The sequence below is a fragment of the Mesorhizobium sp. M0001 genome, from assembly GCF_040324255.1.
Taxonomy (GTDB): domain Bacteria; phylum Pseudomonadota; class Alphaproteobacteria; order Rhizobiales; family Rhizobiaceae; genus Mesorhizobium.
The window spans coordinates 1-23,105 of sequence record NZ_JAMYVS010000006.1; the positions used below are offsets into that span (position 1 = coordinate 1).

Sequence of the window (23,105 nt, forward strand, 5' to 3'; positions counted from 1 at the left end):
GCCCCCCCCCCAGTGGGCGTCACTTCTCGTCCCCCTGGTGGCTCGCCCCCCCCCCCGGGGGGGGGGGGGGCCGCGCCCCCCCTGGGGGGGGGGGCCGCGGCGCGAGCCCCCCACCCGGACCTGCGGTCCGACCTCCCCACAAGGGGGAGGTAGGGGGCGGGTGCATGTACATCAATCGCCGATTGTCTGCATCTGCCGCTTTTCGTCATAGGCCTTGCGCGCTGCGTTGACCTGCGGCCGTGCGGAGACTTCCGGCACCGCGACATCCCACCAATGGCCGCCGGCATCGGTGGAAATCAGCGGGTCGGTGTCGATGACCAGCACGGTGGTGCGGTCGTTGGTTTTCGACTTTTGCAGCGCAGTCTCCAGGCCGGTGATCGACGGCACCTTCTCGGCAATAGCGCCCATGCTCGCCGCATGCGCGGCGAAGTCGATGTCGGGCAGGATCTCGTGGCGCGCGTCCTTCAGGAGGTTGTTGAAGTTGGCGCCGCCGGTGGCCATCTGCAGCCGGTTGATGCAGCCATAACCCCTGTTGTCGAGCACCACGATGGTCAGCTTCAAGCCGAGCATCACCGACGTGGCGATTTCGGAATTCATCATGAGGTAGGAGCCGTCGCCGACCATGACGACGACCTCCTGGTCGGGCTTGGCCATCTTGGCGCCGAGCCCGCCGGCAATCTCGTAGCCCATGGTCGAGAAGCCATATTCGCCATGGTACGAGCCGGGCGCGCCTGCCTGCCAGAGCTTGTGCAACTCGCCCGGCAAACCGCCCGACGCATTCAGCAGCGTCACGCCTGAGCCCAGGGCGCGCTGCACGGCGCCGATCACCTGCGCGTCCGAAGGGAAGGCGGCGTTGGTCGACGCCGTCACCTTGCCGGCGTCAACCTGCCAGGCCTTCTTGCCGGCAGCCGAATTGTCCGTCCAAGTCGCCGGTGCTTTCCAGCTCCCCAGCGCCGCACCCAGTTCGACAAGCCCTTCGGCCGCATCGGCGACCAGCGGCAGCGCGCGGTGCTTGCCGGCGTCGAAAGGCTGGACGTTGAGCCCGATAATGGTCTTGCCGGAATTCTTGAACAGCGCCCACGAGCCGGTGGTGAAATCCTGCAGGCGCGTGCCGATGGCGAGCACGACATCGGCTTCCTCGGCCAGCCGGTTGGCGGCCGAGGTGCCGGTAACGCCGACCGCCGCCATGTTGAGCGGATGTGTGTCGGGCAGCGAGGATTTGCCGCCTTGCGTCTCGCAGACCGGAATGCCAGCGCTCTCGCCGAATTTCGCCAGTTCATCCGAAGCCTGCGAATACAGCACGCCACCGCCGGCAATGATCAGCGGTTTTTTCGCACCCTTCAGCGCGGTGACCGCCGCCGCCAATTCATGGCGGTCCGGGCGCGGACGGCGCTGGTGCCAGACACGTTCGGCGAAAAAGCTCTCGGGATAGTCATAGGCCTCGGCCTGCACGTCCTGGCAGAGCGACAGCGTCACCGGGCCGCATTCCGCCGGATCGGTCAGCACCTGCATGGTCCGCGCCAATGCCGGGATGATCTGCTCGGGACGGGTGATGCGGTCGAAATAGCGCGACACCGGACGGAAGCAGTCATTGACCGTCGCGGTCCCGTCGGAAAAGTCCTCGGCCTGCTGCAGCACCGGGTCGGGAATGCGGTTGGCGAAGACATCGCCCGGCAAAAACAGGACGGGCAACCTGTTTACATGGGCGAGCGCCGCCGCCGTCACCATGTTGAGCGCACCGGGGCCGATCGAAGAGGTCGCGGCCATGAAACGGCGGCGGAAATTGGCCTTGCCATAGGCGATCGCCGCATGCGCCATCGCCTGCTCATTGTGGGCGCGGAAGGTCGGCAATTCGTCGCGCAGCTGGTACAGCGCCTCGCCGATGCCGGCGACATTGCCGTGACCGAAGATCGCCCACACACCGCCGAAGATGGGCACTCGTCTGCCGTCGATCTCGGTCATCTGCTTGCTCAGAAAGCGGGTCAGCGCCTGCGCCATCGTCAGGCGGATTGTCTTGCTCATGGTGTTTTCCTCCGCAGTCCTCTTGCCGCGCCTTTATGCTGCTTTACGGCCACGCGCGGCAAGCCACGCTTCGGTCAACTGTTCGAAGCGCGCGGCCATGTCGGCGATGGCCTCGTCATCCGTCATCTTGCCGGCCAGCCATTGTTCCGCGGCGTGGACGAAGATGGTGCGGCCGACGGCAAAGCCCTTGACGATCGGCGCCCTGGCGGTGGCGGCAAAGGCCGCTTCCAGTTCGTCCTGCGGCGCTTCGAGACCCAGCAGCACGACGCCGCGGCACCACGGATCATGCTTCAGGATCACCGCTTCGATCTTGGCCCAGGCGCCGGCCGACGCCTGCGGTTCGAGCTTCCACCAGTCCGGCTTGATGCCAAGCGCATAGAGTTCTTCCAGGGCGCGCGGGATCGTCGTGTCATCGAGCTTGCCGTGCTTGCCGGCGATGATCTCGACCAGAAGCTCCCGGCCGACCTTCCGCGCGGCTTCGAACAGCGAGCGCAGCTTCTGCTGCTGCTCTTCCTTGAGCGCTGCCGGATCGTCGGGGTGATAGAAGCACAGGCATTTGATGCAGTGGTCGACCGGCCATTCCACCAGTTGCGAGCCGATGTCCTGCGAGAACTCGAAGCGCAGCGGCCGCGAGCCCGGCAGTTCGACGGGACGGCCGAGCCAGGCAAAGGGGTGGCGGGCGAATTCGAACATCGCTTCGCGGCCATGCTTCTCGTCGATCAGCATGCCATAGCCGTCGCGGCCGGCGGCGACTTTCGCCGCAGCCTTGACCGCCAGCACCTTGAAATCGCGGATGCGCGCCGGATCGGCGCCGGTCTTTGCCGCGACGTCCTCAAGCTGCACACGGTGGTCGCAGGCGAGCGCCATCATCGAGGGGATATCGCGGCGGCGGGTCGTCGCCCAATGGATGTGGTTGATCGCCTCGTCCTTGCGCAACGCTAAGTGCTTGCTGCCGTTCTTGAGGAAGAACTGCAATTCCTCGAAGGTCGGATATTCCGGCGCGCAGAGCAGCCGCGACACGGCGAAGGCGCCGCAGGCATTGGCCCAGGTCGCCGCCGTTGCCAGGTTTTCGCCACCGAGCCAGCCGCGCAGGAAACCGGACATGAAGGCATCGCCGGCGCCCAGCACATTATAGATCTCGATCGGAAAGCCCTTGCCGACGATACCGTCTTCCAGATCGTCGCTGATCGGCCCGTCATAGACGATGCAACCCATGGCGCCGCGCTTCAGTACGATGGTTGCCTTGGACAGCGCGCGGATCGTCTTCAGCGCGCTCAGGCAATCGTCGGCGCCCGAGGCGATCATGATCTCTTCCTCGGTGCCGACGATGAGGTCGCAATCGGGCAGCACCGTCTTCAGCTGGGCCGAGACGCGGTCGGATTTGACATAGCGCTCAAAACCTTCGGCATGGCCTGCGAGTCCCCAGAGGTTGGGGCGGTAGTCAATGTCGAACACCACCTTGCCGCCCCTGGCCTTGATGATGCGGATCGCCTTGCGCTGGGCGGCGTCGCTGTTGGGTCGGGAAAAATGCGTGCCGGTGACGACGATGGAACGGGCCGAGGCAATGAAAGCCTCGTCGATATCTTCTTCGGCGAGCGCCATGTCGGCGCAGTCGCTGCGATAAAAGATCATCGGCGAGACCCCTTCGCTCTCGACCGAAAGCAGCACCAGAGCCGTCAGCCGTTCCTTGTCGGTCTTCAGCCCGTCGACATTGACGCCTTCGCGCCGCAGCTGCTCGCGGATGAAGCGGCCCATCTGCTCGTCGCCGACACGGGTGAGCAGCGCCGAGCGCAGGCCTAGTCTCGCCGTGCCAACCGAGATGTTGGCCGGGCAGCCGCCGACCGATTTGGCAAAGGAGGTGATGTCCTCCAGCCGCGAGCCGATCTGCTGGCCGTAAAGGTCGACGGAAGCGCGACCGATGGTGATGACATCGAGCGTCGCCTGTTTGGCGTCCACGGCTTCGCTCATTGGAACCTCCCGTCGGTCTTGTTGTCTTGAGCAACGTAGTTGGGGGACACGCGCGAGCGGCAGCGTGGCGCCGGGAATATGAAATAATAATTCCAATCCATAGTCAATATGGAATGAGCATTCCTTCCGGGAATTCGAGCGCCCGGCGCCGGCCTAGGCTTTGCGCTTCTTGCCCGTGCTGCGCCGCTTCTCGCCGACGCCGACGGTGAGCGCCATGGCCAGCGCCATGGTGGCCGACAGCGAGCGGAAGCCGGCAAAATCGGCCTCGGCAACCTCGAACCAGACCTTGGCGAACTGCGCTAGTGGCGAAAACGAACTGTCGGTGATGGCGATGATCGGCACGCCCTGTTCGGAAATGGTGCGGGCCTCCTCGATGGTGGCCGGCGCATAGGGCGAGAAACTGATGGCAATGACGGCGTCCGCCGGGGTGGCGAAGGCGACCATCTCGGCATTGAGGCCGGCGGCGGATTCGATCAGCTGGTTGCGGATCTTCAGCTTGCCCAAGGCATAGGCAATGTAGCTCGCCACCGGGTAGGAGCGGCGCTTGGCCAGGACATAGATGGTCTCGGCCTTGGCCAGCAGCGAGATCGCGTCTTCCAGATGCGCCTCGTCCAGCGAGCGCGAAATATCGTTGAGCGAAGTGCTGGCGGCGGCGACGAAGCCGTCGAAGATGGCTCGGTGTCCAGCACCCGCATCGGCCTTGGCGCGCAGCGCCTGCAGGCGTTCGTCATAAGAGGAATTGCGCTCGCGCAGCCGCTCGCGAAACACCTGCTGCAGGCTGGTGAAGCCGTCGAAGCCTAGTTGCTGGGCAAAGCGGATCAAGGTGGACGGCTGCACGCCCGCCGAAGCGGCGATGCTGGCGGCGGTGCCGAAGGCGATGTCATCGGGATTGTCGAGCGCATAGGCGGCGATCTGGGCGATGCGCTTGGGCAAGGTTTCACGGCGATCGAGGATCGTGGCGCGCAGCGTCTCGAAGTCGCGAGGTACCCGTTCGTCCATCGTCGCCCCGTCCAAGCTCACCTAAAGCGCGTCGCGGTGAAACGGATGTGCGATGCGCTTTAAGTCTTTGTTTTGATGCATGCCGTTGTCCCAGAACCGCGGCACACTTCTGGGCGACACGCATTGGAGCATGATGCCGAAAAGTGTGCAGCGGTTTCGGACGACATCATGCTCTCTTTAACTCAAGTGACGTCCTCTCTGCCCCATCATAGCGAGCCTGCGCAAGAAGGCCATAAAAAATGAGGCAGACATTCCATTCGGAGAAGAAATGGACTAATTCATCCATCGATCGCTTCAGGTATTGGGAGAAAGAAATGGTCGGCGTTGGTCTTATCGGCACGGGTTTCATGGGCAAATGCCACGCCATTGCGTGGAGCGCCGTCGGCGCCGTCTTTCCCGATGTCGCCAAGCCGAAGCTGGTCCATCTCGGCGAGGTCAACGAGGAGCTGGCCAAGCGCAAGGCCGGTGAGTTCGGCTTCGCCAAGGCGTCGGGCGACTGGCGTGCCGTCGTCAACGACCCCGAGGTCGATATCGTCTCGCTGACCACGCCCAATCAGTTCCATCCGGAGATGGCCATCGCTATTCTCGAAGCCGGCAAGCATCTGTGGTGCGAGAAGCCGATGGCGCCGAGCTTTGCCGAAGCAGCGGCGATGGCGGCCGCGGCGAAGAAGTCCGGCAAGGTCGCAGCGCTTGGCTACAACTACATACAGAGCCCGGCCATCCGCCACATCGGCGCGCTGCTCGAGGAAAAGATCATCGGCGAGGTCAACCATCTGCGCATCGAGATGGACGAGGACTTCATGGCCGACCCCGAAGCGCTGTTCTTCTGGAAGCATGAGGCCGCATCCGGCTATGGCGCGCTCGACGATTTCGCCGTGCATCCGCTGTCGCTGGTCTCGACACTGTTCGGCCGCGTCACAAAAGTCATCTGCGACATGGCCAAGCCCTATGCCGACCGCAAGCTGGCCGGCGGCGGCCGCCGTGCGGTGGAGACCTACGACATCGCCAGCGTTTTGATGCATCTGGAAAACGGCATTGCCGGCACGCTGCTGGTCAACCGCTCGGCCTGGGGCCGCAAGGGCCGCATCGCCATACAGATTTTCGGCTCCAAAGGATCGATCCTGTTCGACCAGGAGCGGATGAACGAAATCCAGCTCTATGTCACCGCCGATCGCCCGACCGAACAGGGCTACCGCACCATATTGGTGGCGCCACATCACAAGCCCTACGACGCCTTCCTCCCGGCGCCCGGCCATGGCCTCGGTTTCAACGACCTCAAGATCATCGAGTGCCACGAACTGCTGACCCGCCTTGCCGGCAGGCCGGCACGGGTCATCGAATTTGCCGAAGGGCTGGAGATCGAGCGCACCGTGCACGCGATGGCGAGGTCGTTCGAGGAGAAGCGCTGGGTGGATGTGCGGTAAGATCCGCTTCAGCCGCCAGCGACAGCGTTCGCCTCCCAGCCACTGACCCAGACCTGCCGCAGGCGATCGCCTTCGCCCTTGAAGCGCAGCCCGGTCGCCCGGCAATCCGCGATGCGGTCGCTGCGGAAATTGCGGATGGCCTGGCGCAATTCGCACCAGGCGACGATGTTGGCGGTTTCTGAATAGTAGATCAGCGCGATCGGACGGATCAGCCGCTCGGAGGCGCGGCCGATTTCGTCGCGATAGGACAGGTCGAGCTTTTCCTCGTCGCGGATGGCGCGGCGCACAAGCGCCAGATCGATGGTGCCGATTGCCGGTGCTGCGAACCCCCAGACATGCAGCGCGTTGGCGTCGAACGCCTGGCGCAACGGCGGCGGCACGGCGCTGGCGATCTTGGCGCTGACGCGCTTGGCCGCCTGCTTGAGTTCGCTGTCTCCCGTGCGCTCCAGCAGGGCGAGCGACAGGACGATCGCTTCCATCTCCTCGATCGAAAACATCAGCGGCGGCAGGTCGAAGCCGGGCCGCAATATGTAGCCGATACCGCGCCCGCCTTCGATCGGCACGCGCATTGCCTGCAGTGCGGCGATGTCGCGATAGATCGAACGCATCGTGACTTCCAGCTGCCCGGCGATCATGGCTGCCGTCACCGGCTGCCGCGCCAGCCGCAGGATCTGGATAATCTCGAACAGCCGCGACGCCTTGCGCATTTCCTCTCCCTGATGAAACGCTACTGACACATCCCCGTCAGTTGGGATGATTTATTGGACTGCCTGTCGGGTTGAAAATCAACGAATTCCTCCACGGCACCCCAGCAGGAAGCGACAGGCAACTGACATGAGCTACGCGGAAAATCTCTGGCTGTTCTTTATCCTGCTGTCCGGCATCATCATCGTACCCGGGATGGACATGCTGTTCGTGCTTGCCAATGCGCTCACCGGCGGCCGCGACCGGGGCCTCGCCGCCACCGGTGGCATCATGGTCGGCGGCATCGTGCACACGCTGAACGGCGCCATCGGCGTCGGCCTGCTGATGCATTTCGTACCGATCCTGTACAAGCCGCTGCTGATAGCCGGCGCCGCCTACATGGCCTTCATCGGCATCTCGCTGATGCGCAGTTCCATCACCGTCGGCCACGACGGGCCCGCCGGCAGCCGTACGGCCTGGAAGGCCTTTCGCCAGGGACTGGTGACCTGCCTGATCAACCCGAAGGCCTATCTCTTCATATTTGCCGTCTATCCGCAGTTCCTGAAGCCGGATTACGGCCCGATCTGGATGCAGGCGACGGTCATGGGCTTGCTGACGATGCTGACGCAGGCCGCCATCTATGGCGGGCTCGCCATCACCGCCGGCCGCAGCCGCAATCTGCTGGTGGCCAATCCGCGGGCGACCGCTTTTGCGGGCCGGGCGGCCGGACTGCTGCTGTTTGCTGTCTCGGTGTTTACGGCATGGGAAGGGTTGAGGGCAGCGTGATCCCGATCAAGCGATGACGCCGCGTTTCTTCGCCTCGGTGCGGCGCTTGCGGATCACTGTCCCGGTCTTTTCGTCGTCGAGGGCGGCAGCTACCCCGTCCGCGAGACCGATGACGTCATGACCGCCTCACGCCCTCGCCCAAGACGACGAGAAGCTCGTCCAATTGCTCGAACGTCTCGCCCATCGCATCCGCCGCCCCGGTACCGGCCGCGTCGAGAGCCTCCTTCGAGGGATAGAGTTCGTGCATGACCAGCAGCGTCTTGCCACCCTTTTCCTCGAAGGTCAGCGTGGTGACGGGTCCACCGTCACCACCTTCCTCATTGGTCCAGACGAGGCGTGAGTGGGGTGTCACTTCGATATACCTGCCGAAGAATTCGTGAAGGTCCGAGGCGTCGTGGCCGAACACCAGGCGGTACGTGCCTCCGGTACGAGCATCCATCTCGCATGAACGCAGGAACATGCCCATCGACTTCGGCACCCACCACTGCTTGAACAGCTCGGGCTTGGTCCACGCCTCGAACACGATGCGCGCCGGACCGTTGACCGTTCGCGTGACGACCAGCTCCCGTTCGGACTTCCGTTCGACCGTGGTGCGGCTGTTCGTGGGCTCACTCTCGGTTCTTTGGCGCATCGGCTTTCTCCTTCCGTTTCAATTCCTCGACAACCTTGTCCAACTCGTTGAAGCGTGCGTCCCAGAGCAGGCGGTGCCGCTCGATCCAGGCCGCCTCTTCCTCCAGTCCGCGCAGGCCGAGCTTGCAGGTCCGCACGCGGCCAACCTTCTGCGTGGTGACGAGCCCCGCCTGCTCCAGGACGCCGACGTGCTTCTTCATGCCCGTGAGGGTCATGTGGAACTTTCCGGCAAGCTCGGTGATCGAAGCATCTGCGCGTCCGAGCTGCTCCAGAACGCCACGCCGGGTGGCGTCCGAGAGCGCGGCGAACGAGGAGTCCAAGTCGGCATACTGAACCATATGGTTCAGTATCTAGCAGACCGGTGGCCGGGGTGCAAGGGGAGCCGCAGCGTCCTTCCCGCGCATCGCCTCGTATCAGGCGGCGCCCGGCCGGTTCTCCATCATGGCGCGGCGGGCTGAGCGGCGCCATTCTACGGCGCCGGCGAGGCCGTGCAGCACCGTCTCGGTGGTCGCCCAGTCGATGCAGCCATCTGTGATGCTCTGGCCATAGACGAGCGGCTTGCCGGGCACGACATCCTGACGGCCGGCAACGAGATTGCTCTCGATCATGAGGCCGATGATGCGTTCGTCGCCCGCCGCGACCTGACCGGCGACATCCGCCGCCACCTTGGGCTGGTTCTCCGGCTTCTTGGCCGAGTTGGCGTGGCTGACGTCGATCATCAGCCGGGGTGCAACGCCGATGCGGGCGAGTTCGGCCGAGGCTGCCTCGACGCTCGCCGCATCGTAATTCGGCTGAACGCCGCCGCGCAGGATGACGTGGCAGTCCTCATTGCCGGTAGTAGTCGCAATGCCGCTGCGTCCGCCCTTGGTCACCGCCATGAAATGATGCGGCTGGGCGGCGGATTTCACCGCCTCGGCGGCGATCCTGAGATTGCCGTCGGTGCCGTTCTTGAAGCCGACCGGGCAGGACAGGCCGGAAGCCAGTTCGCGGTGGATCTGGCTCTCGGTGGTGCGCGCGCCGATGGCGCCCCAGGCGACGAGATCGGCAATGTATTGCGGCGTCGTCATGTCGAGAAATTCGGTGGCCGAGGGCAGGCCGAGATTGTTGACCGCCGACAGCACGTTGCGCGCCATCCGCAGCCCCTTGTCGATGTTGAAGCTGCCGTCGAGATCGGGATCGTTGATAAGGCCCTTCCAGCCGACGGTCGTGCGCGGCTTTTCGAAATAGACCCGCATGACGATCTCCAACCGGTCGGACAGGGTCTCGCGCAGCGCCACTAGCCGGCTGGCATAGTCAACGGCCGCGACCGGGTCGTGGATCGAACACGGGCCGACGATGACAAGCAGCCGGTCGTCGGTGCCGTTCAAGATGGCATGGGTGGCGTTGCGTGATGCGCTCACGGTGCGCGTTGCCGTCAGCGTGCGCGGGATCTCCCGCATCACCTCGTCCGGCGTACTCAATTCTCGGATTTCCTTGACCCGAAGATCGTCTGTGGTGGTCAACACGGCTTTCTGCTCCTGTTTTTAGGAGACCTGCCGGCTGATACAAAAAAGCCGCCAGGTCTGGCGGCTGTTCGGACTTGTTGCTGCAATCTTCAGATCGAGCGCAATCCTCCCGCCGCCAGCGAGCTGCTAAAGTACCAATACGAGGCGGTCAGGTTGATCATCAGGCGTCATATAGTCGATGCCGAGGCGCTTGTCACGTGGGGTATGCGGAGACAATTCGGGATGGGCCGAATCCTCGCGATTTCGTCATCCCTGGGCGGAGCAGGAGCGAAGCTCCGTCGCGGAGACCCTGGGATCCATTCCGTGACCTGGGCCGTGGAGTGCGGCGGAGCAGAATTCTGGACCGTAGCAGCGCTCTGAAGTCGCGGCATGGATCCTCGGGTCTGCGCTGCGTCGCTACGCTCCTTGCTCCGCCCGTGGATGACGAAGTGCCGGCGGTTTCGCCAATCGCCAACACGTATAACGCGGAGCGGCTCATGCCGTCCAGGGATCGAAGAGTTCAAGCCCAAAGCCTTCGAAATCTTTCGTATTGCACGTTGCCAAGGTGAGCTCGTGCGCAATCGCAGTGGCTGCGATCAGGCCGTCCATCGACGACAGACCACGACCGCGGCGCTTGGCAAGACCCATCAGGTCGCCCCAGGCCAAGGCAACTGCATCGTCCACCGGCAAAACCCGCTGTTCGAAGCGCTGGGGCAGGTCCCGGGCGAGCCATTCGGCCAGCGCCTCGCGTTTACGGCCCTCATCCATCGGAGAGACGCCGCGCCGGATCTCGGCGATCGACACTACGCTGATGAAGGAGCGGTCCTCATCAAGCTCGTCCAGCCAGCCCAGGACACTTGCGTCAGGCGCTGGCCTCGTCACCTCGGACAGGACATTCGTGTCGAGCAGCAGTCTCACAGCGGCAGGTCACGCGGTTCGTCGCGCTGACGTTCAAGCTCGAGATCGGCGCCGCGCAGCGGCGAGCCCAGCAGGAACTCGGCAAGCGTACCCTTGCGTGCGATCTTGCGCTGCCATTCCTCGGCCGAGACGACAACCACGCTTGGTTTGCCGTTCTTGGTGATCGTCTGCGGCGAGGACTGTGCGCGCTCGATGACCTCGGAGAGCCGGGCTTTTGCCCCGGCAACCGTCCAGTTGGTGTCTTTGGATGACGTTAGCATCGCATGCTCGTGACTAGCCTGACTATCATGACTATGTGGGAATGGCGATGTTGCTGCAACAGGGTTTGAGGCTACTCCGGCGAGGTCCCCGCGACGTTCTGGTCGTAGTCAACCAGCGAGCCGGTCATGACACCGGATTGCGGGCTGGCCATGTAGCTGATCAGCCGCGCCAGTTGGTCGGGCTTCACCAGTTGGCCCATGGGCTGGCCGGCCTCTGCCTTTGCCAGCCAGTCGTCGGAGGCACCGTGCCATTTCTTCTGCACGATGTCCTCGCCCTCGGTGTCCATCCAGCCCGGCAGCACGGCGTTGCAGCGGATGCGGTTGAAACGATAGGCGTTGGCGACGTTCTTGGTCAGCGTCGCCAGCGCACCCTTGCTCGAGGAATAGGGCGCCAGGAAGGACTGGCCGCAATGCGCCGACATAGACAGCACGTTGACGATCGAGCCCGGCGCCTTCTGGTCCAGGAGATGGGCCACCACGCCCTGCATCAGGAAGAACGGGCCGCGCACGTTGGTCTGGAAAATCTGGTCGAAGGTCTCCTCGGAGGTTTCGACCAGCGACCCGCGCGCGGAGGTGGCTGCGGCGTTGACCAGCGCGTTGATGGTGTCGAAATGCGAGATCGCGGTTGCCACCGCGCGCTTGCAGTCCGCCACTTTCGAGACGTCGGCGCTGATGAAGATCGCATCGACGCCGGCCTTCTTGAAGTGGGCGACCGCCTTGTCGCCCTTCTCCTGCGAGCGGCCGATGAGCGCCAGCGCTTTGCAGCCCTCGTCGGCCAGCGCTTCGGCGACGGCAAAGCCGATGCCTTGCGCGCCGCCGGTGACGATGGCGCGCGTCTTCGAATTGCGATCGGCGGATGTGCTCATCGCTCTGCTCCTGTGCCTTGGTTCCGGTTCTTACTTGTCGAGACGGACGGTCTTGCCTGATGTCGCCGACTTCAGCGCGGCATCGGCCAGCTTCAGCGCCACGAGGCCGTCGGCGCCGCTCGGCGATGCCTTCTTGCCCGAGGTTGCAGCAGTGATGAAAGCGGCAATCTCGATGGCGTAGGCGTCGAGATAGCGGGTCATGAAGAAGTCGTGCAGCGGCGGGCGCGTATAGCCCTTCTCATTGGCGACCTCGATCGACACCGGCCGCTGGTTCTCGGCGGCGACCATGCCCTTGGAGCCATGCACCTCGATGCGCTGGTCGTAGCCATAGGTGGCGCGGCGCGAATTGGAGATGACGGCCTGCTTGCCGGACGCGGTTTCGAGGATGACGCTGACAGAGTCGAAATCGCCCGCTTCGCCGATCTTCTCGTCGACCAGAACCGAGGCATGGGCGCTGACCGCCGCCACCTCTTCGCCGAGCAGGAAGCGCGCCATGTCGAAATCGTGGATGGTCATGTCGCGAAAAATGCCGCCCGAGCGCTTGATGTAATCGACCGGCGGCGCGCCCGGATCGCGCGAGGTGATGGTGACCATCTCGACAGTACCGATGGCGCCGTCGTCGATCGCCTTGCGCACGGCGGCGAAGTGCGGATCGAAGCGGCGGTTGAAGCCGACCATCAGCGTCGCCTTGGCCTTGTCGACCACGGCCAGGCACTTCTCGACGCGCTTGACGTCGAGGTCGATCGGCTTCTCGCAGAAGATCGCCTTGCCGGCCTTGGCGAAACGCTCGATCAGATCGGCATGGGTGTCGGTCGGCGTGCAGATGACCACGGCGTCGATGTCCTTGGCCTTCTCGATCGCGTCGATGGTGCGCACTTCGGCGCCATAGGCGGTTGCCAACTCGGTCGCCGCCTTTTCAAAAGCGTCGGCAACGGCCACCAGTCTGGCCTGCGGGTTGGAGCCGACGGCGCGGGCATGGACCTTGCCGATGCGGCCGGCACCGAGGAGGGCGAAACGAACAGTCATGGGGTATTTCCTCTAGGGGGATGGGTTCGAGAGAGTTGTGTCTCCACCTTCCTTTTGAGAAAGGTGGCAAGATAATTTTTCGAGCACGCCAGAAAACAGGATGACCATCCTGTTCAGGCCGCGAGTTCCGCCTCCCCGGTCTTGGCGCCGGTGATGTAGGAGACGATGTCGTTGCCGTCGGTGTTTTCCTTGCGCAGGTTGGCGACGATGCGGCCGCGCCGGAAGACGACGATGCGGTCGCACAGGTCGAACACCTGGCGCATGTTGTGGCTGATCAGGATCAGCGGCTCGCCATTGTCCTTCAGCGTGCGGATGATGTTCTCGACCTGCGCCGTCTCCTGCACGCCAAGGGCTGCCGTCGGCTCGTCCATGATGATCAGCTTGGAGGCGAAGGTCGCGGTCCGGGCGATCGCAACGCACTGGCGCTGGCCGCCCGACATGTGGCGAATGGTGTTGGACAAATTGGGGATTTTCACTGCCGTGCGGATCAGCGCCGCCTCGGTCGCCTTGCGCATGTATTTGCGGTCGAGGATCGAGAACGGCCCGAGATTGAAAAGCACCTTTTCGCGGCCGAGGAACAGGTTCGACGGCACGTCGAGATCGTCGGCCAGCGCCAGGTTCTGGAACACGGTCTCGATGCCCGCCGTGCGCGCTTCGATCGGCCCGGCAAAATTCACTTCCCTGCCGTCGAACCAGATCTGGCCACTGGTGCGTTGCTCGACGGCGGTGATCTGGCGCACGAAGGTCGATTTGCCGGCGCCATTGTCGCCCATGATGGCGACATGCTCGCCCTTGCGCAGCTCGAAATTCGCGCCTTCCAGCGCGTGCACGCCGCCATAACGCTTGGTCAGGTTTTCGGTCTTCAGGACGATGTCTGTCGTGGAGATATCTGGCATGGTCAAGCCCTCAATGCCCGCATGCGCTGGCGCCATTGGTCGAGAACGACCGCGCCGACGATGATCACGCCCTTGACCATCTCCTGATAGTAGGCGTCGAGGCGCAGGAAGGTGAAGCCGGAAATGATGACGCCGAAGATCAGCGAGCCGATCACGGTGCCGACGATCGAGCCGCGACCGCCCGACAAAGAGACGCCGCCGATGACCGCCATTGCGATGGCGTCTAGCTCGTACATGACGCCCATGCCGGACTGTGCCGTCAGGTTCTTGGAGGAGAGCACGACGGCGGCCAGCGCGGCTAGGATGCCGGCAATGACGTAGACGAGGATCTTGTGGTTGGCGATCTTGATGCCCGACATGCGCGCGGCATCCTCGTTGGAGCCGATGGCATAGCAATGCTTGCCGTAGCGTGTGTAGGTCATGATCAGCTGGAACAGCACCGCCAGCGACAGGAAGATGATGACCGGCATCAGGCCCTTGCCGATACCAGCGAAACTTTCGGTCGGAAACGAGATCGGCTGACCCTTGGACCACCATTTGGCAATGCCGCGCGCGGTCACCATCATGCCGAGCGTGGCAATGAACGGCGGAATGCGCGTGTATGCAATCAAGGAGCCGTTGACGAGACCGGCGAGCAGACCGCAGCCGATGGCGACCAGTACCGGCACGACGACCGGCAGGTCGGTCCAGCCTTGCGCCAGGAACATCGCCTTGGGGTTGGGGTTACCGTTGACCGTCGCCACCTGGGCAAAACTCATGGCGATCATGGCGGTGGCGCCGACGATCGAGCCCGAGGACAAGTCGATGCCGCCGCAAATGATCACCTGCGTGACGCCGATGGCGATGATGCCGACGATCGACACCTGCAGGATGATGATCTGCAGGCGGGCCTCATTGAAGATCCCGGCGACGTTGTCGCGCGTGTTGAACAGGAAGCTGTCGCCAAGAAAGATGCGGCCGATCATTTCGAAGATGACGACCAGAATGACCAGCGCCAGGAAGACGTTGAATTCGGCCGGCCATGTCCGCCTCTTCGCGTCATAGCTGACCCCGCCGACGCCATGAGATGTCTGTGACATGTCTGTCCTCCGTGAGGCGGCATTTGCCCTCCCGCACGTAAGGGCGGTGAGGGAAACGGGAGCGGCGCGATTGATGCGCCGCTCCGTTAGTCGAACGAGTCGCCGGCTCAGTTCTTCTTCAGGAACTTGTCGATGTTGGCTGGCGTCACGAGTTGGAAGGGCACGTAGACCTTGTGCTCGACCTTCTCGCCCTTGGCGAGCTTCAGCGCTGCGTCCAGAGCGCCGGCGCCCTGGCCGGCCGCATCCTGGAACACGGTGGCATCGAGGTCGCCGGCCTGCATGGCGGCAAGCGCGTCCTGCGTGGCGTCGACACCGCCGACGACGACCGTCTTCATGTCGATGTTGGCGGCCTTCATCGCCTGGATGGCGCCGATGGCGCTTTCGTCATTGTTGGCGATGACGCCGTCGAACGGCTTGCCGGTCGACAGCCAGTTGGTCATCAGGTTCTGCGCTTCGTCGCGGTTCCAGTTCGAAGTCTGCTTGTCGATGATCTTGATGAAGCTGCACTCCGGCGTGGCGATCACCTCTTCGATGTCCTTGGTGCGCTGCACGGCGGCCTGGTTGGAAAGCTCGCCCATGATGACATAGACATTGGCCTCCTTCTTGCCGGCCTCGGTGAACAGGCGGCAGACTTCCTTGGTCTCGAGCGTGCCGGAATCGGCCTCGTTCGACGCGACGAAGGCCTGGTTGTCCGGCAGCGTGTCGACATTGACCGGCTGGCGGTTGACATAGACCAACGGGATCTTGGCGGCTGCGGCGGCGTCCGACATCGCCTGCGTGGCCGAGGTATCGACCGGGTTGACGATGATGGCGTCGACGCCCGAGGCGGCGAAGTTCTTGATCTGGTCGAGCTGCTTGGCGACGTCGTTCTGCGCGTCCTCGACCTGCAGTTCCACGCCGCTCATGCCCTTGGCCTGCTCGATCATGCCGTTGCGCAGCACGGTGAGGAAGTTGTCGTCGAACTTGGCCATCGACACGCCGACCTTGGCGGCAAAAGCGGACGAACTCATCAGCGCCGCAAAGGCGACGCCCAAAATCAGTTTCTTCATTGTGTTTCTCCTCCACATTGGTGTCCGGCTGCACCGATCTACCCGGAATCCCCGATAGCCCGAGGAATCGCTCCCTGATGCCTTCCTGTTCCGTATGGCGTTTTGTCCAAGGGATGGAACGCCAGGCTCCCAGTTTGAAACAGATGTTCCGGAACGAAAGAACCAAAATACCAATCTGATGAAATATTTATTCCATTTTTTCGCGAGACGTCAAGAGCGATTCCTAAGTCGGAAAGCGGATTTTCGGTCGCCGCGCCGCAATTTCACGTCGAATCAAGGCCGACAGCGGCCCAGGCCGAGTCTGAAGGCCGACTCTGATAGATTCTATCATCGCCGGGAGAGCCCACGCCGAACGGGTCGGCGCGGCAACGCGTTAGATATTTTCCGGCAGATAGATGTCGAAGGGCAGAAAGGTCTGGCCCGGCGCGTTGGCGGCGCCGGCCTCGATGGAATGCGCCATCAGGTCGACAAGCTCGCGGCACAAGGCGGCGAGCGGCGTCGAGATCACCATTGTCAGGATGTTGTCGGCGAGTGCCGCGCGCGATTCGGCGTTGATCTCGTTGCAGACGACCACCGGCATGTTTGCGGGCTTCGCTGCGCGCAGCGCCGAGACCGCGCCTTCCATGCCGCCGCCGGCGACATAGCAGCCGGCAATATCCGGATACCGCACCAGGAGATCGATCATCGCATCGTGGGTGACCTGGTTGGCTTCCAGATTGACCAGCGTTTCCATCACCGTGAAGTCCGGCGCATGTTCGCGGAAGAAGGAGCGAAATCCGATCTCGCGCAGTTCATGGCCGTGGAAGCGATGACTGCCGACGAAAAGGGCGACCTTGCCGGGGTTCTTTGCCGCCCTGGCGATCATCCAGGCCGCGGTGCGACCGACCTTCCGATTGTCGAGGCCGACATATCCCTCACGGATGCCAGCGGCAAAGTCGGACAGCAGCGAGAAGACAGGTTGCCCCCTCGCTTTCAGCGACTCCACGACCGCCGTCAGCGTCGGATGGTCCGGACCGACAACGGCGATTGCTCTGGATTTCGCTGCCAGCTTGCGCATCTGGGCGGCGATCTCGTCGGCGGCTAGCGAGCTGGCGAAATCGATGGTGGCGACGCCGCGGAAGCGCTGCGATTGCGAGACCGCCATTTCTAGCTCCCTCGCGAAATCGCCGTAAAAAACATCATTGCCCCGCAGCAGCAGAAAGCCGAGGCGGTATTCCGGCAATTCCTGGCGCATGCGCCGCTTGATCAGCCCGGCGGCGTGGTAGCCGATGCCGGTCGCCGCCTCATAGACGCGGCGCGCGGTTTCCTCGCGCACCGGCAGCCGGTTGTTCAGCACCCTGTCGACAGTGGCGACGCTAACGCCGGAGATGCGCGCCAGATCGGTGATGGTTGGCCGTTTTGCCATGACTGTCCCGCATGAGTGCCTGCAACTGCTTACATCGTTCTGATGGAAAATGATAGAAACTATCTTTGTGATATTGAGACTATCACCGCATGGCGCTATTTTGCGCTCGGACACAGGCGCCTGTAATGGACATATCCGTCCTGACGGATGCTGTGGCCGACGGAGGCAGCCCCTATGGAAGCGACACTATCCACACCACCGTCCCGGCGCGACTACAGCCTGATCGGCCGCGACGCCAAGCTCGCCGTCGAGACCGGCCTGTCGGCGGCCGAGTGGTATCACACCGATATTCCGCGCAAGCAGATGAAGGAGCTGATGCAGCGCTCCGATGGGCCGGCGATCCGCGACACCACGATCTGGCTCGCCGCGCTGATCCTGAGTGCCGCCGGCGGCGCCTGGTTCTGGGGCAGCTGGTGGTGCGTGCCGTTCTTCTTCGTCTATGGCGTCCTCTACGGCTCGTCCACCGATTCACGCTGGCACGAATGCGGCCATGGCACTGCCTTCCGCACGCAGTGGATGAACGACGCGGTCTACCAGATCGCCTGCTTCATGATCATGCGCAATCCGGTGACCTGGCGCTGGAGCCACACCCGCCACCACACCGACACCATCATCGTCGGCCGCGACCCGGAAATCTCCGTTATGCGGCCGCCGGATCTGTTCCGGGTCGCGCTTGGCTTTATCGGCGTGCTGGATGCCTGGCATGCGATGTCGGACATGCTGCGCAATGCCGCCGGAAATATCAGCGCGGCGGAAAAGACTTTTATCCCCGAACAGGAGCAGCCTAAAGCCATTCGCATCGCCCGCATCTGGACGGCGATCTATGCCGTGACGATCGCGCTGGCGCTTTATTTCGGTTCATGGCTGCCGCTGATGCTGGTCGGGCTGCCCCGGCTCTACGGCGCCTGGCATCATGTCATGGTCGGCCTGCTGCAGCATGGCGGGCTCGCGGAAAATGTCATCGACCACCGGCTGAACAGCCGCACCGTCTACATGAACCCGGTCAGCCGCTTCATCTACTGGAACATGAACTATCACGTCGAACACCACATGTTCCCGATGGTGCCCTATCATGCGCTGCCTAAACTGCATGCGCTGATCAAGCACGATCTGCCGGCGCCGACGCCGTCGATCCTGGCCGGCTACCGCGAGATGATCCCGGCCTTTTTGCGCCAGCTGCGCAACGAGGACTATTTCCTCAAGCGCGAACTGCCGCCGACGGCGCGGCCCTATCGCGAGGAACTCCACAACGACGCCGTCACCGCCGCGGCGGAATGATCGCGCGATTAAGCTTTTGTTTTGACGCAACTCCGAACGGAAAACCGCAACGCACTTTCCTGGAATTGCTTTTGGGAGGAACACATGAGCGACTGGATCGAAGCCTGTGCTGCCGGCGACATCGACGAAGAAGATGTGATGCGCTTCGACCATGGCGGCCGCACCTTCGCCATCTATCGCAGCCCCGATGACGACTACTTCGCCACCGATGGCCTGTGCACGCACGAAAAGGTGCATCTGGCCGACGGGCTGGTGATGGATGACATCATCGAGTGCCCCAAGCACAATGGCCGCTTCAATTACAAGACGGGGGCGGCACGCGGCGCGCCGGTTTGCGTCAATCTCGCCACCTATCCGGTGAAGGTCGAGGCCGGCAAAGTGCTGATCCGGATCGGTTGATGGCGATGCAAGCGGGGATGGTCATCATCGGCGCCGGCGAATGCGGCGGGCGAGCAGCGCTTGCGCTGCGCGACCTCGGCTATGACGGGCCGGTGACGCTGGTCGGCGACGAACCGCATCTGCCCTATGAGCGGCCGCCTTTGTCGAAAGACGCGATGGTCAGCGATGCGCCTGAAATCAAGGCGATCGCCAGCGACGCAGTGCTGGCCGAGAAATCCATCCGGCATATCCATTCCATCCAGGCCGTGGCGATCGACCGTGCGGCACACGCGGTGCGGCTGTCGGACGATTCGGTCCTGCCCTACGACAAACTGCTGCTGGCGACCGGCTCGACACCGCGCAGGCTGTCCATGCCCGGATTGGGCACGCGTACCGTCTACCTCCGCACCTTTGGCGACGCACTCGCCATTCGCAGTCACCTCAGCCCGGCAAACCGTATCGCCATCATCGGCGGCGGTTTCATCGGCCTTGAACTGGCGGCTGCAGCACGCAAACTCGGCGCCACCGTCACCGTCATCGAAGCGCAGCCACGCATCCTGATGCGTGGCGTGCCGGCGGAGATCGCTGAAGTCGTCCATCAGGCGCATGAAAGCGAAGGGGTGAGTATCTTCACTGGCCAAGGCATCGCAGCCATCGCCGACGATGGGACGGAGGTCCGCATCATGCTCGCCGATGGACGGTCAATCGACGCCGATCTCGCCGTCATAGGCATCGGCGCCGTGCCGGTCACCGGACTTGCCGCCGAGGCGGGTCTGACCGTCGACAACGGAATTGCCGTCGACGCCATGCTGCGCACCAACGACCCCGATATTTTCGCCGCTGGCGACTGCTGCTCATTTCCCCTCGCCGTCTATGGCGGCCGGCGGGTGCGGCTGGAGGCGTGGCGCAATGCCCAGGAGCAGGGCGCGCTGGCGGCAAGGAATATGCTGGGCACCGGCGAGGCACATACGGCGGTGCCGTGGTTCTGGTCGGATCAGTATGGGCTCAGCCTGCAGATCGCCGGACTTTCCGACGAGGGCAAAAGCACGGTGCGCCGCGACTTCGAAAGCGGCGCCTTCATTCTGTTTCACCTGGCCGAGGATGGCAGGCTGGTGGCGGCGAGCGGCATCGGCCCCGGCAATGCGGTGGCCCGCGACATCAGGCTGGCCGAGATGCTGATCGCCAAACGGGCAAAGCCGGCGCCGGAGGCGCTGGGGTCGCAGGATGTGAAGTTGAAGTCGTTGCTGGCGGCTTGAGTTTACCCTCCCCCTTGTGGGGGTCCGAAGGACGGGCGAGACCCGTGACTCTCCCCGGCAAGTCGCTGCGAAGCAGCGGGGTGGGGTGCGGCGCAGACCCCCACCCGGACCTGCGGTCCGACCTCCCCACAAGGGGAAGGTAAAGGGACTAAAACAGCGCCTTCAGCTCGTCCAGCTTGTCGTTGACCAGCCAGCCGTAATAATTCTCTTCCGGCAGCTTGACCGTCTCACCCGCGGCGCGGCGCTTGTCGTTCTCAGCCTTCAGCGCATAGGCGCGCTGCTCGGGATTGCCGACATTGTAGAGCGTGGCGGTCAGCCCCGGATTGCCTGAGATGTCGAAGCCGGCAATGTTTTTGTAGGCGTCGATCGACTTCCTGATCGTCGCTGCGACGTAGGGCAATGTCAGATCCGGATCCATGATGGTCTTGTAGACCCCATTGGGATCGGCGACATCGAGCTCGGGCAGCCCCGACACCTTGTGCACGAGATCGCTCATCTGCAGCGCGGTCAGCGGGTTGAGCTGGCCGAGGCCAAAGGTCTGGCCGGCATAGTAGGGCTGGAAGAAGGTGGCGCCGAAGCGGTCGTTGGGAAAGCTTGTGCCGCCGACGGTCTTGCCGCGGAAGGAGCGGTTCCACACCTGCTCGCGGCATTCCCACAGGTCGTAGCTGTCCGACATCGTGCACTTCTTGAATTCCGGCCGCTGCACGAAATCGGTGATGTCCTCTCCGTCATAGGCGAAGGACAGCTTGCTGGAGAGGTAGGAAATCGCCTTGACGTAGTAGGTCTGCAGCCGGTCGTAGGCGTCGACGTTGTAGGTGTGCTCGCCGACGATGGCGCCGACGATGTGCAAAGGATTGATGCCGTAGGCAGCGGCGGCCTTCCTGATCTTGGCGCGCAGTTCGGCGTCGTTCTGAAGCAAGGCGTAAACCTTGCGGTATTTGGCCTGGAAGGTGGTGTTGGTGGCCTGGGTGCGGCGGCTGGAGGCGCCCGGTATGTCAGGTTGCACGGCATTGCGGTTGCCCCCCGGCACCAGTGTCGCCGCGTCAGCCGCGAACAGCGTCGCCGCCAGCGTCAAGCCGAGAATGAGCAGGATCAGTTTTTTCATGCGCCGCCGCCTAGAGAATTGCCGCGCAAATTAGGTAAAGCTCCCGGTCGAGTCGAGAGCGCCCTTGCAGCCAGCAAGACGAAAGGTGGCCGCATGATACCATCCGGCCACACACGATGATGTTTGCCCGGAAACTGTTGCCTAAGCATCGGCCCAAAATCGAAACCGATTTTTTGGAAAGTCCGATGCGTCGATTCAATACTGTTAGAGCGACCTTTGCGCGTCCAAAGGACGCGCGGCGCTCTAATACCGGCGCCGGATGAACCGGCGCCCTCGTTTAAAGGATGAATCGCGACAAATCTGTGTTTCGCGAGAGGTCGCCGACATGCTTTTCCACATAGGCGGCATCGATGGCGACGCTGGTGCCGTTGCGGTCCGGCGCGTCGTAGGAGATCTCGTCCAGCACACGCTCCATCACCGTCTGCAGGCGTCTCGCGCCGATGTTCTCGACACTGGCGTTGAGGTCGACGGCAATGCCGGCCAGCGAATCGATGGCGTCGTCGGTGAAGGTGAGATCGACGCCTTCGGTCTTCATCAGTGCGATATACTGCTTGATCAGGCTCGCCTCGGTCTCGGTGAGGATGCGAATGAAATCGTCCTTCTCCAGCGCCCGCAACTCGACACGGATCGGCAGGCGGCCCTGCAATTCCGGCAACAGGTCGGAGGGCTTCGAGACATGGAAGGCGCCCGAGGCGATGAACAGGATGTGGTCGGTCTTCAACGGTCCGTATTTGGTCGCCACCGTCGTGCCTTCGATCAGCGGCAGCAGGTCGCGCTGCACGCCTTCGCGCGAGACGCCGGCGCCCATGCCGCCTTCGCGCGAGGCGATCTTGTCGATCTCGTCGAGGAAGACGATGCCGTCATTTTCGGTCGCGTCGAGCGCCCGGCGCACCACCTCGTCCTGGTCGAGCAGCTTGTCGGACTCGTCGTTGACCAGCAGCGCGTAGGATTCCTTGACCGTCGTCTTGCGCGCCTTGGTCTTCTTGCCACCCATCGCCTTCGACAGCATGTCGTTGATGTTGAGCACGCCGATATTAGCGCCCGGCATGCCGGGGATCTCGAAGCCGGGCATGCCGCCGGTGCCGGTGTCGGCAACCTCGATCTCGATCTCCTTGTCGTCGAGCTCGCCGTCGCGCAGCTTCTTGCGGAAGGAATCGCGGGTCGCCGGGCTCGCCGTCTTGCCGACCAGGGCTTCCAGCACGCGCTCCTCGGCATTGAGGTGCGCGCGCGCCTTCACGTCCTCGCGCATCTTCTCGCGCACCAGGCCGATGGCGATCTCGACCAGGTCGCGGATGATCTGCTCGACATCGCGGCCGACATAGCCGACTTCGGTGAACTTGGTGGCCTCGACCTTGACGAAAGGCGCACCGGCGAGTCGCGCCAGGCGGCGCGAGATCTCGGTCTTGCCGACGCCGGTCGGGCCGATCATCAGGATGTTCTTCGGCATCACCTCTTCGCGCATCTGGCCTTCCAGCTGCTGGCGGCGCCAGCGGTTGCGCAAGGCAATGGCCACGGCGCGCTTGGCGTCCTTCTGGCCGATGATGAAGCGGTCGAGTTCCGAAACGATTTCACGGGGAGAGAAGGTGGTCATA

The 23,105-nt window shown here is 63.4% G+C and carries 22 protein-coding genes; 5 read left to right on the forward strand and 17 right to left on the reverse strand.

Going from position 1 to position 23,105, the window contains the following annotated elements:
* Positions 1-171: 171 nt before the first annotated feature.
* From iolD to NKK50_RS17975, 3 genes are all read right to left on the reverse strand, one after another.
* Positions 172-2,022 carry a 3D-(3,5/4)-trihydroxycyclohexane-1,2-dione acylhydrolase (decyclizing) gene (gene iolD / locus NKK50_RS17965; protein WP_352543721.1) on the reverse strand — a complete coding sequence of 617 codons (1,851 nt, stop codon included), beginning with the start codon at positions 2,020-2,022 and terminating at the stop codon, positions 172-174.
* A 33-nt stretch (positions 2,023-2,055) separates the two neighbouring features.
* Positions 2,056-3,990 (reverse strand): bifunctional 5-dehydro-2-deoxygluconokinase/5-dehydro-2-deoxyphosphogluconate aldolase, encoded by a 1,935-nt coding sequence (locus tag NKK50_RS17970; protein WP_352543722.1) that lies wholly within the window; start codon positions 3,988-3,990, stop codon positions 2,056-2,058.
* Positions 3,991-4,143: 153 nt separating this feature from the next.
* Positions 4,144-4,989, reverse strand: coding sequence for a MurR/RpiR family transcriptional regulator (locus NKK50_RS17975; RefSeq protein ID WP_023703746.1), 846 nt, complete (start codon positions 4,987-4,989; stop codon positions 4,144-4,146).
* 314 nt (positions 4,990-5,303) lie between these two features.
* Here NKK50_RS17975 and NKK50_RS17980 point away from each other — a divergent pair, with 314 nt between their 5' ends.
* A complete protein-coding gene (locus NKK50_RS17980) occupies positions 5,304-6,413 on the forward strand; it encodes a Gfo/Idh/MocA family protein (protein ID WP_027049095.1) in 1,110 nt (369 codons plus the stop codon).
* A gap of 8 nt (positions 6,414-6,421) precedes the next feature.
* Here NKK50_RS17980 and NKK50_RS17985 read toward each other — a convergent pair whose 3' ends face one another.
* The gene (locus NKK50_RS17985; protein ID WP_023672341.1) at positions 6,422-7,120 is read right to left on the reverse strand and encodes a helix-turn-helix transcriptional regulator; all 699 of its coding nucleotides are present in this window, start codon (positions 7,118-7,120) and stop codon (positions 6,422-6,424) included.
* Between the two features lie 127 nt (positions 7,121-7,247).
* Here NKK50_RS17985 and NKK50_RS17990 point away from each other — a divergent pair, with 127 nt between their 5' ends.
* Positions 7,248-7,883 (forward strand): LysE family translocator, encoded by a 636-nt coding sequence (locus tag NKK50_RS17990; protein ID WP_023672340.1) that lies wholly within the window; start codon positions 7,248-7,250, stop codon positions 7,881-7,883.
* 115 nt (positions 7,884-7,998) lie between these two features.
* On the opposite strand, the gene NKK50_RS17995 is transcribed toward NKK50_RS17990, so the two are convergent.
* The 11 genes from NKK50_RS17995 to NKK50_RS18045 all read right to left on the reverse strand — a co-directional run bounded on the left by NKK50_RS17995 (position 7,999) and on the right by NKK50_RS18045 (position 17,496).
* The gene (locus NKK50_RS17995) at positions 7,999-8,514 is read right to left on the reverse strand and encodes an SRPBCC domain-containing protein (protein WP_023672339.1); all 516 of its coding nucleotides are present in this window, start codon (positions 8,512-8,514) and stop codon (positions 7,999-8,001) included.
* The gene (locus tag NKK50_RS18000) at positions 8,492-8,851 is read right to left on the reverse strand and encodes an ArsR/SmtB family transcription factor (RefSeq protein WP_023687408.1); all 360 of its coding nucleotides are present in this window, start codon (positions 8,849-8,851) and stop codon (positions 8,492-8,494) included. The genes NKK50_RS17995 and NKK50_RS18000 overlap by 23 nt, the downstream gene beginning before the upstream one ends.
* Positions 8,852-8,926: 75 nt before the next feature.
* Positions 8,927-10,018 (reverse strand): 3-deoxy-7-phosphoheptulonate synthase, encoded by a 1,092-nt coding sequence (locus tag NKK50_RS18005; RefSeq protein WP_023732717.1) that lies wholly within the window; start codon positions 10,016-10,018, stop codon positions 8,927-8,929.
* A 474-nt stretch (positions 10,019-10,492) separates the two neighbouring features.
* Positions 10,493-10,915, reverse strand: a complete 423-nt coding sequence (locus NKK50_RS18010) for a type II toxin-antitoxin system VapC family toxin (RefSeq protein ID WP_023732718.1) — start codon at positions 10,913-10,915, stop codon at positions 10,493-10,495.
* The gene (locus NKK50_RS18015; RefSeq protein ID WP_023732719.1) at positions 10,912-11,175 is read right to left on the reverse strand and encodes a type II toxin-antitoxin system Phd/YefM family antitoxin; all 264 of its coding nucleotides are present in this window, start codon (positions 11,173-11,175) and stop codon (positions 10,912-10,914) included. Before NKK50_RS18015 ends, NKK50_RS18010 begins: the two co-directional genes overlap by 4 nt.
* Positions 11,176-11,246: 71 nt before the next feature.
* Positions 11,247-12,041 (reverse strand): SDR family oxidoreductase, encoded by a 795-nt coding sequence (locus tag NKK50_RS18020; RefSeq protein WP_023732720.1) that lies wholly within the window; start codon positions 12,039-12,041, stop codon positions 11,247-11,249.
* Between the two features lie 30 nt (positions 12,042-12,071).
* The gene (iolG, locus tag NKK50_RS18025) at positions 12,072-13,067 is read right to left on the reverse strand and encodes an inositol 2-dehydrogenase (protein ID WP_023732721.1); all 996 of its coding nucleotides are present in this window, start codon (positions 13,065-13,067) and stop codon (positions 12,072-12,074) included.
* A gap of 113 nt (positions 13,068-13,180) precedes the next feature.
* Complete coding sequence (locus NKK50_RS18030) at positions 13,181-13,963, reverse strand: ATP-binding cassette domain-containing protein (RefSeq protein ID WP_027049093.1); 783 nt, start codon at positions 13,961-13,963, stop codon at positions 13,181-13,183.
* 2 nt (positions 13,964-13,965) lie between these two features.
* Positions 13,966-15,042, reverse strand: coding sequence for an ABC transporter permease (locus NKK50_RS18035; protein WP_023710443.1), 1,077 nt, complete (start codon positions 15,040-15,042; stop codon positions 13,966-13,968).
* Positions 15,043-15,149: 107 nt separating this feature from the next.
* Positions 15,150-16,091, reverse strand: coding sequence for a sugar ABC transporter substrate-binding protein (locus tag NKK50_RS18040; protein ID WP_023684065.1), 942 nt, complete (start codon positions 16,089-16,091; stop codon positions 15,150-15,152).
* Between the two features lie 373 nt (positions 16,092-16,464).
* Positions 16,465-17,496: a LacI family DNA-binding transcriptional regulator gene (locus NKK50_RS18045; RefSeq protein WP_023695982.1), complete on the reverse strand. Its 1,032-nt coding sequence runs from the start codon at positions 17,494-17,496 to the stop codon at positions 16,465-16,467.
* 174 nt (positions 17,497-17,670) lie between these two features.
* Here NKK50_RS18045 and NKK50_RS18050 point away from each other — a divergent pair, with 174 nt between their 5' ends.
* From NKK50_RS18050 to NKK50_RS18060, 3 genes are all read left to right on the forward strand, one after another.
* Positions 17,671-18,774 (forward strand): fatty acid desaturase family protein, encoded by a 1,104-nt coding sequence (locus NKK50_RS18050; protein WP_023695983.1) that lies wholly within the window; start codon positions 17,671-17,673, stop codon positions 18,772-18,774.
* A gap of 84 nt (positions 18,775-18,858) precedes the next feature.
* Positions 18,859-19,173, forward strand: a complete 315-nt coding sequence (locus NKK50_RS18055) for a MocE family 2Fe-2S type ferredoxin (RefSeq protein WP_352543723.1) — start codon at positions 18,859-18,861, stop codon at positions 19,171-19,173.
* Positions 19,173-20,408, forward strand: coding sequence for an NAD(P)/FAD-dependent oxidoreductase (locus NKK50_RS18060; RefSeq protein ID WP_352543724.1), 1,236 nt, complete (start codon positions 19,173-19,175; stop codon positions 20,406-20,408). The genes NKK50_RS18055 and NKK50_RS18060 overlap by 1 nt, the downstream gene beginning before the upstream one ends.
* A gap of 148 nt (positions 20,409-20,556) precedes the next feature.
* Here the strand turns inward: NKK50_RS18060 and NKK50_RS18065 are convergent, their stop codons facing one another.
* Complete coding sequence (locus NKK50_RS18065) at positions 20,557-21,513, reverse strand: DUF1402 family protein (protein WP_352543725.1); 957 nt, start codon at positions 21,511-21,513, stop codon at positions 20,557-20,559.
* Between the two features lie 277 nt (positions 21,514-21,790).
* Positions 21,791-23,104, reverse strand: coding sequence for an ATP-dependent protease ATPase subunit HslU (gene hslU, locus NKK50_RS18070; RefSeq protein WP_023672325.1), 1,314 nt, complete (start codon positions 23,102-23,104; stop codon positions 21,791-21,793).
* Between the last annotated feature and the right edge of the window lies 1 nt (position 23,105).

Bases quoted from the DNA above. Each gene is read 5' to 3' on its own strand.
- NKK50_RS18045 (WP_023695982.1), bottom strand. From the start codon at position 17,496: ATGGCAAAACGGCCAACCATCACCGATCTGGCGCGCATCTCCGGCGTT.
- iolD (WP_352543721.1), bottom strand. From the start codon at position 2,022: ATGAGCAAGACAATCCGCCTGACGATGGCGCAGGCGCTGACCCGCTTT.
- NKK50_RS17990 (WP_023672340.1), top strand. From the start codon at position 7,248: ATGAGCTACGCGGAAAATCTCTGGCTGTTCTTTATCCTGCTGTCCGGC.
- NKK50_RS18000 (WP_023687408.1), bottom strand. From the start codon at position 8,851: ATGGTTCAGTATGCCGACTTGGACTCCTCGTTCGCCGCGCTCTCGGAC.
- iolG (WP_023732721.1), bottom strand. From the start codon at position 13,067: ATGACTGTTCGTTTCGCCCTCCTCGGTGCCGGCCGCATCGGCAAGGTC.
- NKK50_RS18065 (WP_352543725.1), bottom strand. From the start codon at position 21,513: ATGAAAAAACTGATCCTGCTCATTCTCGGCTTGACGCTGGCGGCGACG.
- NKK50_RS18015 (WP_023732719.1), bottom strand. From the start codon at position 11,175: ATGCTAACGTCATCCAAAGACACCAACTGGACGGTTGCCGGGGCAAAA.
- NKK50_RS17975 (WP_023703746.1), bottom strand. From the start codon at position 4,989: ATGGACGAACGGGTACCTCGCGACTTCGAGACGCTGCGCGCCACGATC.
- NKK50_RS18050 (WP_023695983.1), top strand. From the start codon at position 17,671: ATGGAAGCGACACTATCCACACCACCGTCCCGGCGCGACTACAGCCTG.
- NKK50_RS18040 (WP_023684065.1), bottom strand. From the start codon at position 16,091: ATGAAGAAACTGATTTTGGGCGTCGCCTTTGCGGCGCTGATGAGTTCG.
- NKK50_RS17995 (WP_023672339.1), bottom strand. From the start codon at position 8,514: ATGCGCCAAAGAACCGAGAGTGAGCCCACGAACAGCCGCACCACGGTC.
- NKK50_RS18060 (WP_352543724.1), top strand. From the start codon at position 19,173: ATGGCGATGCAAGCGGGGATGGTCATCATCGGCGCCGGCGAATGCGGC.
- hslU (WP_023672325.1), bottom strand. From the start codon at position 23,104: ATGACCACCTTCTCTCCCCGTGAAATCGTTTCGGAACTCGACCGCTTC.
- NKK50_RS17985 (WP_023672341.1), bottom strand. From the start codon at position 7,120: ATGCGCAAGGCGTCGCGGCTGTTCGAGATTATCCAGATCCTGCGGCTG.
- NKK50_RS18055 (WP_352543723.1), top strand. From the start codon at position 18,859: ATGAGCGACTGGATCGAAGCCTGTGCTGCCGGCGACATCGACGAAGAA.
- NKK50_RS18020 (WP_023732720.1), bottom strand. From the start codon at position 12,041: ATGAGCACATCCGCCGATCGCAATTCGAAGACGCGCGCCATCGTCACC.
- NKK50_RS17970 (WP_352543722.1), bottom strand. From the start codon at position 3,990: ATGAGCGAAGCCGTGGACGCCAAACAGGCGACGCTCGATGTCATCACC.
- NKK50_RS18030 (WP_027049093.1), bottom strand. From the start codon at position 13,963: ATGCCAGATATCTCCACGACAGACATCGTCCTGAAGACCGAAAACCTG.
- NKK50_RS17980 (WP_027049095.1), top strand. From the start codon at position 5,304: ATGGTCGGCGTTGGTCTTATCGGCACGGGTTTCATGGGCAAATGCCAC.
- NKK50_RS18035 (WP_023710443.1), bottom strand. From the start codon at position 15,042: ATGTCACAGACATCTCATGGCGTCGGCGGGGTCAGCTATGACGCGAAG.